Genomic DNA, 13,775 nt, shown 5'->3' on the forward strand with positions numbered 1-13,775 from the left:
CTCATCCTTAAGGTGTTTAGTAACTGTCGGCTAACGCCTATTAAATTAAACACCTAAATTCCTAAAAAGGGGCTCATAATAGCCCCATTCGGTGCCACCCTTGGCTGATACATGAGCAGGGTGGTATAAGATATTTAACACAATTTTAATAATAGTAAACAGTCAAGGAGTGTCTATTGATGGATATAGGTCACCGCCTCAAGGCGGTTCGCACCAAGGCGGCCCTCTCCCAGCGCGAGCTGGCCAAACGCTCCGGTGTGACCAACGGTTTTATCTCCCAGATCGAGAAAAATCAGGTGAGCCCCTCGGTATCCTCACTGCGCAAGGTGCTGGAAGGTATCCCCATGTCGCTCGCCAGCTTCTTCACCGAGGAGACCGAGATGGGCACCGAGGTGATCTTCCGCGCCAGCGACATGCCGGATCTCGGCACCCATCCCATCAGCTACCGGCTGATTGGCCACAGCCGCGCCAACCGTGCCATCGGCATGATGCAGGAGATACTGCCGCCGGGTGCCGACACCGGTGACGACATGCTGAGCCATGAGGGAGAAGAGTGCGGCATCGTCATCCGCGGCACGGTCGAGATCACCGTCGGCGAGCAGATCCACCAGCTGGCGGCGGGTGATGGCTACTACTTCGACAGCCGCACCCCGCACCGTTTTCGCAACGTGGGCGAGCAGGAGTGCGAGCTGATCTCCGCCAACACCCCGGCCAGTTTCTAAGGCCATTCAACGGCGTTCACGCCGATCGCTGCACCTTGCCCCGGCCGGTTTCTCGCTCATGGCGAGTGACAAGGATGGCCGTCATTGCCGGGAAGAAAGGGACAAGTGTTTAATGAATTGTTACAGGATGGATTTACAAGCGGCAAGATGTTTAGCATATTGATACGCAAAGACCAATTCTTTGCTGGTTCAAGGAGTGAACATGAGTGACCTGACCCTGGCCCAGTGGCAACACAAGGCCGTCCATCTGACCCTGCCCTCGCAAGCCTTCATTGACGGCAGCTACCGGGATGCCATCAATGGCGCCACCTTCGACTGCATCAACCCGGCTAATGGCCAGCTGCTGACCAAGGTCGCCGCCTGCGACGCCGCCGATGCCGAGCTGGCGGTGCAAGCCGCCCGCACCGCCTTCAGTGACAAACGCTGGAGCGGGCTGGCCCCGAAACAACGCAAGCTGATCATGCAACGCTTCGCCGAGCTGATGCGCCTGAACAAGGTGGAGCTGGCGCTGCTGGAGTCACTGGACATGGGCAAGCCCATTGGCGATGCCATGGGGTATGACGCCCCCGCCGCTGCCAACTGCATCGCCTGGAACGCCGAGGCCATCGACAAGATCTACGATCAGGTCGCCCCGGTGGAAGAGTCCGCGCTGGCACTGGTGACCCGTGAAGCGCTCGGGGTGGTCGCCGCCATAGTGCCCTGGAACTTCCCGCTGGTGATGGCCTGCTGGAAGTTGGGCCCGGCGCTGGCCACCGGCAACTCCGTCATCCTCAAACCCTCAGAGAAGTCCCCCCTCACCGCCCTGCGCATCGCCGGGATCGCGAAAGAGGCGGGCATTCCGGATGGGGTCTTCAACGTGCTGCCGGGCTTTGGCCATACCGTGGGCGAGGCACTGGCCATGCACATGGACGTGGATTGCATCACCTTCACCGGCTCCACCAAGATCGGCAAACATCTGGTGGAGTGCTCCGGCAAGTCCAACCTCAAGCGTGCCTTTATGGAGTGCGGTGGCAAGAGCCCCAACATCATACTGGCGGACGCGCCGGATCTGGACGCCGCCGCCAAAAGTGCCGCTGGCGCCATCTTCTACAACCAGGGCGAGGTGTGCACCGCCGCCTCTCGCCTGCTGGTACAAAACAGCATCAAACCGCAGTTCATAGAGCGGCTGCTGGCCCATGCCAAGGAGTGGATTTCGGCCGACCCGCTCGACCCTGCCACCCGCATCGGCGCCATGGTGGACCACATCCAGATGGAGCAGGTGTTGCGCTATATCGAGATTGGCAAACAGGAGGGAGCCAAGCTGCTGCTGGGCGGCAACCGCACCAACACCGAGAGCGGCGGCTTCTATATCGAGCCCACCATCTTCGACGAGGTGACACCCGAGATGCGCATCTTCCGCGAAGAGATCTTCGGACCCGTGCTGGCGGTGACCGGCTTCGATACCCTGGAAGAGGCGATCGCGCTGGGCAACGACACCGACTACGGCCTGGCTGCGGCTATCTGGACGGCGGATCTCAACACGGCGATCAAGGGCTCCCGCGCCCTGCGCGCCGGCACAGTGTTCGTCAACAACTGGGATGGCGGCGACATGACGATGCCATTTGGCGGCTTCAAGCAATCAGGCAATGGCCGCGACAAGTCGCTGCATGCGCTGGAGAAATACACCGAGCTGAAAAGCACCTGGATCCAGCTCGAATAACATCAGAAATGACGGACATCCGCGAAAGAGGAGGAGAAATCCTCCTTTTTCATTTTTACCCTTTCATCGCCCGCCTCAATCGATATAATCATCAAATAGACAAGCCATTAAATATAAAGATAAAAATGTTATTTTTTCTGGGAAGTGTACTGTTTCTGGTGATAGGACTGCCGCTGCTGTTCTACCTGCTGGGACAGGGTGAGGCCTATGTGACCTGGGGTCCATGGATCTCCGCCATCGCACTCATGCTGTGGTTGCTGGCGGACGTCGAGAAGATCCGTCGCGGTGGGGGCCGCTGAGCAGAGAAGCCTGTCGTTAAAATCCGCTGATTATCATTTATTCACTTCTTTCCCTCCAAAAGGATCGCTACACTGATTTTTTTCGATGTTTTCCAGCATCCGACTCTCCAGTGAAGGTTATCCGCATGCAGCAACAAGCTCAGCGTCAGGGCATCATCTATGCCTTGTGCGCCTATACCCTTTGGGGCCTCGCCCCCATCTATTTCAAGACCATCTCAGCCGTACCGGCCCCCGAAATCCTGACCCATCGCATGATCTGGTCCTGCGTCCTGCTGATGGTGCTGACCTTGCTAGGCCGCCAGTGGCACAAGGTGCAGGCCGTGCTGCGCCAGCCAAAAGTGCTGCTCACCCTGGCCTTTACCTCGGTCACCGTCGGCGGCAACTGGCTGCTCTTTATCTGGGCCATCAACAACGGCCACATGCTGGATGCCAGCCTCGGCTACTACATCAATCCGCTATTCAACGTGCTGCTCGGCATGCTGTTCCTGAGCGAGCGGCTGCGTCGCCTGCAGTGGTGGGCAGTGGGACTGGCGGTGATCGGTGTCGCCGTCCAGCTCATCGCCTTCGGCTCCCTGCCATGGATTGCGCTGGTGCTGGCCTCCAGCTTTGCCATCTACGGCCTCATCCGCAAGAAGCTGGCTCTCGATGCCCTCACGGGCCTGCTGATCGAGACCATGATCATGCTGCCGCCGGCCGCCATCTACCTGTGGGGATTCGCCGACAGCCCCACCAGTCACATGACAGAGAACGGCTGGCAACTGAACCTGCTGCTGATCGCCGCCGGTGCAGTCACCACGGCGCCCCTGCTCTGCTTCACCGCCGCCGCCACCCGGCTCAAACTCTCCACCCTGGGTTTCTTCCAGTACATAGGCCCCAGCCTGATGTTCATACTGGCGGTCACTCTCTACGGGGAAGAGCTGGCGCTGGACAAGCTGATCACCTTCGGCTGCATCTGGAGTGCGCTTGTACTGTTCAGTCTGGACGGGTTGCGCAGCGGCAAACGGCGCAGGGCGGCCAGCCAGAGTTGACGCCATGGCTCATCGACGCTGCAATAATCTACAAGCCAACATTCGGATTTCAGGTTATCAATAGTCGATGAGCCCTCCCCAATCCCGCATCCACTACTGGCAATCCCGGCTGTTGCCGGGGGTTGAACTCTCGCACTCCCACCACAGGGAGTTCAGCTATGGCCGCCACGTTCACCTGGACTATCACATTGGTCTGGTGCAGCAGGGCGGCCAGAAATTCATCCACAAGGGCAGCAGCCACCATCTGGTGCGCGGCCAGCTCTCCACCGTCAACCCGGACGAAATGCACGACGGCCTCAGCCTGCAGCCAGAAGGGTACGAGGTGCGGGTGTTTGCCATTGATCCCGAACAGCTGGCACGTTGGCTGCCAGATAGCCCGGAACCCTTCTTCGACAAGGGCTTGCAGAGCCGCCCCGACCTCTATCAGGGCTTCGCCCAGCTGCACATGTATCTGGATAATCCCCAACCGGACGGCCTGCTGGCGGAGAGTCAGCTGCTCGGTCTGCTCGGCGAACTGCTGCACATCGCACCTGAGCGCCACGCCCTGGCGGATCCACAGCTCAGATACCTGCGGGACTATCTGCTGGCCCGCCTGGATGAACGCCACAGTCTGGAAGATCTGGCCGCCCTGTTCGGGCTGGATCGCTTCGCCTTCTTGCGCCAGTTCAAGAAAAAGACCGGCATGACCCCCTATGCCTGGCTCAAACGGCTGCGACTGGAGCAGGGAAAACGCCTGCTCGGCAGCGGTCTGCCGGTGAGCGACGTGGCACTGGCGGTCGGCTTCTTCGACCAGAGCCACTTTCACCACGGTTTTCGACAGGCATTCGGGCTCACCCCGGCGGACTACCGCCAACAGATGCAATCTTTTACGGGCCAGCCCGGCTAGATAAGGACCATGACAGCCCAAACCAGCTGATGACCGTCAGCAGATGCAATCTTTTACAATCTCCCCCAGCCCTGATCCCCCATGCTTCCCCCTCATACTGTCGTTGAGGTTTTGCCATGTTCACCAGCCTGTTTCTGACCATAGGTCTCATCCATCTTGTCGCCCTGGCGAGCCCGGGACCGGACTTCGCGCTGATCCTACGCACCAGTCTGCACAGACCCACGGCCCTGGGGGCCGCGTTCGGCATAGCGCTGGCGATCCTGGTACACGCCACCCTCAGCCTGACCGGCATCAGCCTGCTGATCGCCGAACATCCCTGGTTGTTCATGGCGGTGAAGGTGGTCGGCGCCCTCTATCTCGGCTGGCTCGGTTGGGGGGCAATCAAGGCCGCCTGGCACAGTTCGGCAGCGCGGGCCTTCAAGGCGGGAGGTGAGCAACAGGGCTGGCGCAAGGGGGTATGGAACGGGCTCGCCACCAATCTGCTCAATCCCAAGGCACTGCTGTTCTTCATGGGATTGCTGGCGGCCATGGTGACGCCGCAGGTTGACGGGCTGACGCGCGGCCTGCTGGTGCTGGAGCTGTTCCTGCTCTCTTTGGTCTGGTTCGGTGTGCTGGCCTGGAGCCTATCCACCCCGCGGGCCCAACGCCTGCTTGGTCGTATCCAGCGCCCGCTCAATCTGGTCACGGGTCTGCTGTTCGGCGCCGTCAGCCTCTCCATCCTGACCGGTATGGCCGGCGAGGCATATGCTCTGGTCCCGCACTGATCTCCCCCTGGCTTCATGAAAAAGAGGGATGGCCTGAGCCATCCCTCTTTGCATTCACACGGATAAAGACCCGCATCACAATCTGGCTCACACCGAACACCACCGACGGTGGCGCTTGATGACCAGGCTTATCCCGTCAGAACCACTGACCGTGGCGCTTGATGTAGATGGTCTTGATCGCCTGAGTCAGCCCCATGTAGGCCAGCATGGTGATCACCAGCCACATGAAGTACTTGGGCGCTTCCAGAGTGATAAAGCCGAAGTGCTCCGCCAGCGGCGAAAACGGCAGGTAGCAGCCGATAGCGATGGCGATGGAGGTCGACAACAGCACCGGCAGGGTGGCCGTACTCTGCAGGAAGGGGATCTTGCGGGTCCGCAGCATGTGCACCACCAGCGTCTGGGAGACCAGCCCCTCGATGAACCAGCCCGAGTTCATGATGGCCTGACCGTTGACCAGGGGATCCATGCTGCCGTTGGCAGTGGCATACATGGCACCGGCACCGAACACGAACCACATCAGGCAGAAGGTGCTGATGTCGAACACGGAGGAGGTCGGACCGAGCCACAGCATGAAGCGCTTGATGTTGCTGGCTTCCCACTTGCGCGGACGCTTGAGGAACTCGGGATCCATTTTGTCCCAGGGCAGCAGCATCTGGGAGACGTCATACACCAGGTTCTGGATCAGCATCTGCATCGCCAGCATGGGCGCCCAGGGCAACCAGGCGGAAGCGACCAGCACGGAGAAGACATTGCCGAAGTTGGAGCTGGCAGTCATGTTGAGGTACTTGAGGATATTGCCGAAGGTCTCGCGTCCCTTGACCACCCCCTCTTCCAGCACCATCAGGCTCTTCTCCAGCAAGATGATGTCGGCCGTCTCCTTGGCGATGTCGGCGCCGCTGTCCACCGAGATGCCCACGTCCGCATCCCGTAGCGCCGGGGCGTCGTTGATGCCGTCACCGAGGAAACCGACCGTGTTGCCGTTGGCCTGCAACGCCTTCACCACCCGCGACTTCTGCAGCGGGGTAAGCTTGGCGAAGATGGTGGTGTGTTTGACGACTGTACACAGGGCCACGTCGTCCATCATCTCTATGTCCTTGCCGAGCAGCGGCACCCCCGGGTTCAGCCCCACGTCGCGACACACCTTGCTGGTGATGATCGGATTGTCGCCGGTCAGCACCTTGACCGCCACGCCGTAATCGTGCAGTGCACGGATGGCCGGGGCGGCCGAATCCTTGGGCGGATCGAAAAAGGTGAGGAAGCCGCGCACCACCAGATTGACCTCGTCACTGGTGCGATAGCTCTGCTTGCACTCGCCTGCCGGGATCTCGCGGGTCGCCACAATCAGCACCCGATAACCGTCGGCGTTGTACTCCTCGCTCTGGCGCAGCAGGGCACGGCGCTCAACCTCATCCAGCACGCGGATCTGCTTGCCGTCGTCAATGTGGCTGGAGACGGAGAGCATCTCCTCGACCGCCCCCTTGGAGACCATCAGCTGCTGGCCACCCTCATCCTGCACTATCACCGACAGGCGGCGGCGCACGAAGTCGAACGGCAGCTCATCCACCTTGCGGTAGCCAGCCGGCTTGCAGCCCGGTCCCAGCGCATCGGCGTGTTCGATCACGGCTATGTCCATCAGGTTCTTCATGCCGCTCTGGTGAAAGCTGTTGAGCCAGGCCAGCTGCAGGATCCTGTCGTCCCGATTGCCACGGACGTCGTAGTGGTGCTCCAGGATGATCTTGTCCTGAGTCAGGGTGCCGGTCTTGTCGGTGCAGAGCACATCCATGGCACCAAAGTTCTGCACCGAGTTGAGCCGCTTGACCACCACCTTGCGTTTGGCCATGGCCACGGCGCCCCGTGCTAGGTTGGCGGAGACAATCATGGGCAGCATCTCCGGGGTCAGCCCCACCGCCACCGCCAGCGCGAAGGTCAGCGCCGACATCCAGTCACCGCTGCTGACGCCGCTCAGCATGAAGACCACGGGCACCATCACCAGCATGAAGCGGATCAGCAACCGGGTGACGCTGTTCACGCCGCGATCGAAGCTGGTTTCGATGCGCTTGTGGCTCACCACGTTGCGGGCCAGCGAACCGAAGTAGGTGTCGCTGCCGGTCGCTACCACCACCGCCTTGGCGGTGCCGCTCACCACGTTTGTGCCCATGAAGCAGATGTTGGTCAGGTCTAGCAGGCCCACCTCCCCCGAGCTGCTGCCGTCTGCCGACTTCTCGGCAACCGCCCCCAGGGTGTCGTACTTCTCCACCGGCAGGGCTTCGCCGGTCAGCACCGCCTGACTGATGAAGAGATCGCGGGATTCGATCAGCTTGATGTCGGCCGGGATCATATCCCCCGCCTGCAGGTGCACTATGTCACCGACCACCAACTCGACCATCGCCACCTCCTTGCGCAAGGAGGGGGCCCCCGGCGAAGGTCGGCGCTGCACAGTGCCGGTGTTGCGTACCAGCGACTTGAGGGTTTCGGCCGCCTTGGCCGAGCGGTACTCCTGCCAGAAGCGGAGCAGGCCGCTCAGGCTGACCATGACGCCGAGGATGATCACCTTGACCCAATCCTCATCACCCGGGTCGGCCATCAGCACGTCCATCACGCAGCTGACCAGTCCGAGCACGATCAGCACCATCACGAAGGGGTTCTTGAACGCCTGCATCAGCTGGAGCAGCGGATGGGGCGGCTTGTCGTGGGTCACCTCGTTGGGGCCGAACTGGATCAGACGGTTGGCCGCCTCGGTCGCAGTCAGGCCGTCGATATTGCCGCGCACGGCAGTGAGGGTGTATTCGAGGGACTTGTCGGCCTCGTCGAGCACCCGTGAGGAGAGCTTCTCATTGGCACGGCCAGGGGAGACGAATCCCTTTTGCTTGTGCCGGCTGGCGGTATGTTGTTGCTTCATAACTCTTTATCCTGATTTTCGCTTGTAGCAAGGCCCTGTCGCGGGCCAGGCCAGGCGTCAGTTCTAATATGAGACAGGCAATGGGCCCCCGGTTGGCGCAGGCGCAGCATGGCGCCGCCAGACGGCATGTCTGTCGGGCAAGCTTGCCAGCAGGTAGGGGCTATCAGGGATCAGGACTCCGCATCCTGTTACCCGCAGGGGGATCAGGCGTGGGGAGGCGTGGACCCCGAGGGTCGAGGCTTGGGCTCTTCGGTCATACGATATCCTCCGAGTGGGGTGGAAAGAGAGCAGGGCACGGCCACTGACAGCCAGATACACTGTCGCAGGCGGGCACAACCCGCGGGTCTGTATTATCGGCGGACGAGTCCGGTGATCCCGCCACCAAGGCGGCATACACCCATAAAGGAAATAGGGATAACGACAGCTTGAAATAACTGGATGCCGGGCAGGGAATAATGTCAGCGATGCAGGGAGGGGGAAGACAACTGATAAAACCGCACCCCATGGAAATATTACGGCGCAACCCTTGCTACGACCGAAATATATTGAGCAATCACATTAATTATTTAATTTCACAACCTGTCCTATCGAAAACGAATCTGTTTTCAATATGGTATTGTCCATCTTGTTATTTTACGCTCGATCACTTCCCGGCCACGGCGCCGATGCACGGAACCGACGCTGTGGCGGCCCTGACGGGCAGCGCCAGGGGCGCATGATGAAGCGTTCAATTGCAGGGGTCGCGAGGCGGCATGGCTCGCAGGTGAGCGGAACAATCCAGATTTACAACGACAATCCCTCATGAAGGCCGGGATTAAGCGGTTGTGAGAGTCGAAGGTGACTCATATAGATGCTGCACTCTATGCTGCACTCTGAGCAATCAGAGTGAGGGGGAAGAAAGGATATCAACCTCAGCTCTGGCAAGCCCACATCGCGATTTGCAATCGGCTACAACTGTCGCTTTCCATAATATCCTTCCATCTGTTGATAACACGCCGAGATTCTACCCAAAAGCATTCGAGGGCGCAAAATTTAAATTCGTTTTTTTAAAAATCAATTAAAAATAGCAATGTAATAATATTACGATGCCGCTGACCGGCTGCAATATCAGGCTGGTCAACCAGTCAGTTCCTTTCCCCATATACGCTCCCTCTCACTGAGCCAGGTCTCCCATCCATGCCCTTCCCCACTACCGAAAAAGCCATCAAATACTGCGGACCGGGCCGTCTCTGAGGTTTCAGGGCGTTGGCTCAGGATAGGGCTATGCTATCCATGATAGGGATTCGAATGGAGGTTACATGTTGAAGGCAATTCACAACCGCTCGCTTTTTTTCAGTCAAGCGCTGGGCATATTGATATTCATCGTATTGATATCAATCAGTTTTTTTGGAATGCACTCGGTAAAAAACGCAGCAGACAAGATGGGGGAAGGGAAAGATGTCGTCGCCGACATATTGCCTCCCCCACTCTATCTTATTGAGTCCCAGCTGCTGGTCTACACCCTGCTGCATGCCACGGCAGATGAACAGGAGAATCTGCTGCAATCCCTCGCCCGCCTGGAGCTGGATTTCAACACCCGCAACCGCTTCTGGCAGGAAAGCGCACTGGATGAAGATCTCAAGCGGAGCCTTCTTGGTGAACAGCGCACACAGGGCGAGCACTTCTGGCAACTCCTCAATGGTCAGTTCATTCCGGCCATCAAGCAGGGCAATCTCGAGCGCGCCACCGCCATAGCGGCTGAACTGCACACTATATACAGGGCCCACCGGGTCGGGGTGGATGCCACCGTCACCCATGGCAACCAATTTGCGACCGCACAGTTGGAACAACTCACCCAGACCACCCGGATGAGCTATTGGTTACTGCTGCTCGCCGCCCTGATGGGATGTACTCTGGTCTTCTGGTTGGGACGGCCAACCCAGCAACGCCTGCTGGAGGCAGGCAAGGCCACCGCCGCCATTGCCGCCGGTGCGCTGAACTGCCCCATGCCAAACCCTGGCAACGATGCGATCGGTGATCTGATCCAACGGATTGGCAGCATGCGGGATCAGCTTTCAACGCTGGTGGCGTCACTGCAGCAGAGCGCCGGCTCGCTGAACGACCAGGCCACCAGCCTGACCACCCTCTCTCGCCAGCATGTCGATGATAGCCAAACCCAAGTGGGGGCGGCCAAGCAGGTTGAGCAGGTCATCGAGCAGCTATATGCCCTGATCCAGGAGGGAGATGCACAGCTGCAGCAGGTCAGCAACCTGACTTCCCAGTCAGAAGCTCACGCCAGTGCCACCCGGCTGGTCATACAAGGGGTGGAGCAAGTGATCCAGGCCCAGGCTCACGGAGTGAAACAGGTCTCTGGCACCATTGCAGACCTGGCCGGGTTATCCCAGCAGATATCCGGCTTGGCGGGGGTAATCCACGGCATCGCCGAACAGACCAACCTGCTGGCGCTCAACGCGGCCATCGAAGCGGCCCGCGCCGGCGAACAGGGGCGTGGCTTCGCCGTGGTTGCCGATGAGGTACGTTCATTGGCCAATCGCACCGGCGAGGCAACGACTGAAATCACCACCATCATCGGCAAGATACAGGATGTCAGCCAGAGAGCTGTGAGTGAAATGGATACCGAACTGACTCGGGTCGAGCAGACGGTAGGGCATGTTGCAGATGCCAAACAGAGCATTACCCGCATCGAGCAGAGCTGTGGCGAAATCTGCCTGCGGATCACCCAGGTCAGCACCCTGATGGGAGAAGAGAAAACACGGATCTACGGGATCAGCGGCAGCATCATTGAAATGTCACAGCTTGCAACCAAGGTCAACGACAACGCACGTCAGGCTGCGGAAGAAGCCGATACCGTGGCCCGACATTCACGAATCCTGACCCAACAGACCCAGCATTTTCACCTCGATACCCCCGCCAACCTCCGCAATTGACCATCTGGGACACGGCTAGCCCCCGTGTCCCGCAATCCTTACCATCAACCAAACCGATAGCATTGGACTCAATGTGGGAATAGGATGCACGGCTTCCATTCACTCATGACGCACAGGAAACAACATGAATCGAAAATGGTCGCTCCCCATCGTGGCACTCGCGGGGGGAGCGTTACTCTGGCTCGGCAACACCTTTGGTATGAAATGGGCCCTGATGGCCCTGATCGGATTCGGCTTCGGCTTCACCCTCTCCTTCAGCCGCTTCGGCATCGTGTTCGGTTGGCGCGAAATGCTGACCAAGCGCAACAGTTACTATGTGCGGGTTCACCTGCTCACCATCGCCATCGAGATCCTGCTGTTCACCGGCCTCCTCTCCTTTAGTCACGCCCTGTTTGGCAATGCCATGGTGGGCAACGTGATGGCCATCGGCATTCCCTTTATCGTCGGCGCCTTCCTGTTCGGCATCGGTATGCAGCTGGCGGGCGTCTGCGCCACCGGCACCCTTTACGGCTGTGGCGAGGGGCAGCCCCGCTTCTGGCTGGTGCTGCTCTGCTACGGCATCGGCACCCTCATCAGCAACCAGTTCCGCCCCACGCTGGATGCCACCTTCACAAGCCATGTGGTATTGGCCAAAGACCTCACCGGCAATCTCTGGAGCGGCATGCTGCTCAACCTGGCGCTGGTCGCCGTGCTCTTCCTGCTGTTTCGCAACAGCGAACTCAAACGCACCGGCGAGCTCAAGCCCCTCTTCAGCGGTGGCAACCTGTTTTGGCGCGACAGCCGCTTCACCGTGCTGACCGGCGGCATTCTCATCGCCCTGCTCAACTCCAGCGTGGTGGCCCTGCACGGCTCGGCATGGACCATCACGGGCGCCGTCTATGACATGGCGCTGCGCGGCGCCTCCCTGTTCGGCCTGTTCGAGGGAAACCCGAAACTGGCCCAACCGCTCTTTATCAATCCCATGGTCGGCATGTTCTGGCTCGGCATCCTGGGGGCCATGCTGGCGCGCTGCATCAGCGGGGGCGGCAACTTCGCCCCGATGCGGCTCGGCAACAGCCTGGCATCTATCATCGGTGGCCTGCTGATGGGGATGGGCGCCATGTACAGCGCCTGCAACCTGGGTGGCTTCTTCGATGGTACGGCGTCAGGCAGCCTGCACGGCTGGGTCTGGATGCTGATGGCCCTGGCCGGCAGCCTGATCGGCATTCGCCTGCGGCCGCTGTTCAAGCTCTGATCCTGCATCGCATACACAACGGGGGGCCTGGCCCCCCGTTCGTGTCTTGGCAACCCCCGCTCAGACCCCTTCACTGTTGGCAAAAGGCTCGCGACCCCTGCCCAAGACAGGAATAATGCCATTTTGCCCTCCTTGCATACGGAGTCAGTCCGGCGCCATGGTCTCGATGCGGTGGCGATGCAATCGCACCAGGGGACAACCAAAGTCCCGGTGGTAGATGCCCTGCACGCGCCGCGCCCGATCAACCTGCGCTCTCCGGCCAGGGAGTCCATGCCGCTGCGCCTCGGTTGCTGATCGATTACCCCAGCAACCACTGTCATGAGCTGGATCTGCCCGTATGAGAGGCAGGCCAGACCGGGATTACTCCCCGCGCAGCGTCGCCTTGCGCAGATAGACATAGCCCTCGCCCGGGCTGCCCCAACGCTGATGGGCCTCGTTGTCATAAGCCCGGTCCAGCAGCCTGACGCTGTCGGGGCCGATCCAGAGGTACTGCACCAGGGTGCTGGCGCCGCCAAAATTGGTGGCGCAGCTGCCGACCTTGCTGTGACCTGCGTACTCCCCCGAGGGTTGGCGGGTCAGCCAGATCTCGCAGCCCTGACGCAGGGAGAGCTGTTGCGGGGTGAGGGAGTTCAGCAGACTGGGATCGCGCCAGGCCCCGGCGAAGTCGACGGCTCTGGGCATGGTCAGTTCGGCCATCAGGATGCGACCATCAGGGACGGGAGAAAAGCGGTAGATACGCTGGCGAAACGGGCGCACCGCCCGCTCGGTCAGGAACTGCTCGGCATAGACCCAGCGAAAGCCCTTGTAGCCGGGCCAGATCTCCACCAACCGCAGCTCGGCACTGGTGAAACGGGTGTCATAAGTGGCCTGCTCCCAGCTGGATAACTCGCCGGAGAACCAGGATAGCAGCGGTTCCATGCTGACCTGTTCCGTTGTCGCCCTGGCCGCTGACGGGCCGGTCGGGATGGCGACAAAGGGGGTGGGCGCCGCCCATACCAGGCAGGTCCAGAGCAGCCCGCACAGGGCCGCCATCAGCGTGACCATCGAATCCTTCCGAATCATTTTCATGGCGGCGATTATATGAGCGAATGGCCGAAATAACCGCAACCTTGATCAAATCCTTGCCGATACATTGAAAAAGCACAGTGTTAGCGAACAGAAGTGACGGCAGCGCCGGGTTCCATGGCCCCGTCACCTGTCGGCACAGAGACGCGTCACTAGGTATGCCCCCACAGATCCCGATTTACCCTTTCCCCGCTTCCGGTGGCACAGGTAGGATGGGCCTTTCGCGTTACTGCCCCCCATAGCGACAAGGAA

Annotated in this window: 10 protein-coding genes; 8 read left to right on the plus strand and 2 right to left on the minus strand. The window is 60.1% G+C overall.

Annotated features, from left to right (window positions below; genetic code table 11):
* Window positions 1-179 precede the first annotated feature (179 nt).
* The 6 genes from BN1129_RS01150 (at window position 180) to BN1129_RS01175 (ending at window position 5,398) form a co-directional block, all read left to right on the plus strand.
* The gene (locus BN1129_RS01150) at window positions 180-722 is read left to right on the plus strand and encodes a cupin domain-containing protein (protein ID WP_042033953.1); all 543 of its coding nucleotides are present in this window, start codon (window positions 180-182) and stop codon (window positions 720-722) included.
* 202 nt (window positions 723-924) lie between these two features.
* Window positions 925-2,421 carry an aldehyde dehydrogenase gene (locus BN1129_RS01155; protein WP_042033955.1) on the plus strand — a complete coding sequence of 499 codons (1,497 nt, stop codon included), beginning with the start codon at window positions 925-927 and terminating at the stop codon, window positions 2,419-2,421.
* A gap of 125 nt (window positions 2,422-2,546) precedes the next feature.
* The gene (locus BN1129_RS23935; RefSeq protein WP_209418464.1) at window positions 2,547-2,720 is read left to right on the plus strand and encodes a hypothetical protein; all 174 of its coding nucleotides are present in this window, start codon (window positions 2,547-2,549) and stop codon (window positions 2,718-2,720) included.
* 125 nt (window positions 2,721-2,845) lie between these two features.
* Window positions 2,846-3,748, plus strand: a complete 903-nt coding sequence (rarD, locus tag BN1129_RS01165) for an EamA family transporter RarD (protein ID WP_042033958.1) — start codon at window positions 2,846-2,848, stop codon at window positions 3,746-3,748.
* 67 nt (window positions 3,749-3,815) lie between these two features.
* On the plus strand, window positions 3,816-4,634 hold the full coding sequence (locus BN1129_RS01170) for an AraC family transcriptional regulator (protein WP_042033959.1): 819 nt from the start codon (window positions 3,816-3,818) through the stop codon (window positions 4,632-4,634).
* A 116-nt stretch (window positions 4,635-4,750) separates the two neighbouring features.
* Window positions 4,751-5,398: a LysE family translocator gene (locus tag BN1129_RS01175; RefSeq protein ID WP_042033960.1), complete on the plus strand. Its 648-nt coding sequence runs from the start codon at window positions 4,751-4,753 to the stop codon at window positions 5,396-5,398.
* A gap of 136 nt (window positions 5,399-5,534) precedes the next feature.
* Here BN1129_RS01175 and mgtA read toward each other — a convergent pair whose 3' ends face one another.
* Window positions 5,535-8,297, minus strand: coding sequence for a magnesium-translocating P-type ATPase (gene mgtA, locus BN1129_RS01180; RefSeq protein WP_042033961.1), 2,763 nt, complete (start codon window positions 8,295-8,297; stop codon window positions 5,535-5,537).
* Between the two features lie 1,391 nt (window positions 8,298-9,688).
* Here mgtA and BN1129_RS01185 point away from each other — a divergent pair.
* Together BN1129_RS01185 and BN1129_RS01190 are read left to right on the plus strand one after the other, a co-directional pair.
* Complete coding sequence (locus BN1129_RS01185) at window positions 9,689-11,224, plus strand: methyl-accepting chemotaxis protein (RefSeq protein ID WP_244462994.1); 1,536 nt, start codon at window positions 9,689-9,691, stop codon at window positions 11,222-11,224.
* Window positions 11,225-11,348: 124 nt separating this feature from the next.
* Window positions 11,349-12,458, plus strand: a complete 1,110-nt coding sequence (locus BN1129_RS01190; RefSeq protein ID WP_244462995.1) for a YeeE/YedE thiosulfate transporter family protein — start codon at window positions 11,349-11,351, stop codon at window positions 12,456-12,458.
* Window positions 12,459-12,818: 360 nt separating this feature from the next.
* Here the strand turns inward: BN1129_RS01190 and BN1129_RS01195 are convergent, their stop codons facing one another.
* On the minus strand, window positions 12,819-13,502 hold the full coding sequence (locus BN1129_RS01195) for a chromophore lyase CpcT/CpeT (protein ID WP_181364842.1): 684 nt from the start codon (window positions 13,500-13,502) through the stop codon (window positions 12,819-12,821).
* Window positions 13,503-13,775 lie beyond the last annotated feature (273 nt).

The sequence above is a fragment of the Aeromonas popoffii genome (assembly GCF_000820025.1).
GTDB classification, from domain to species: domain Bacteria; phylum Pseudomonadota; class Gammaproteobacteria; order Enterobacterales; family Aeromonadaceae; genus Aeromonas; species Aeromonas popoffii.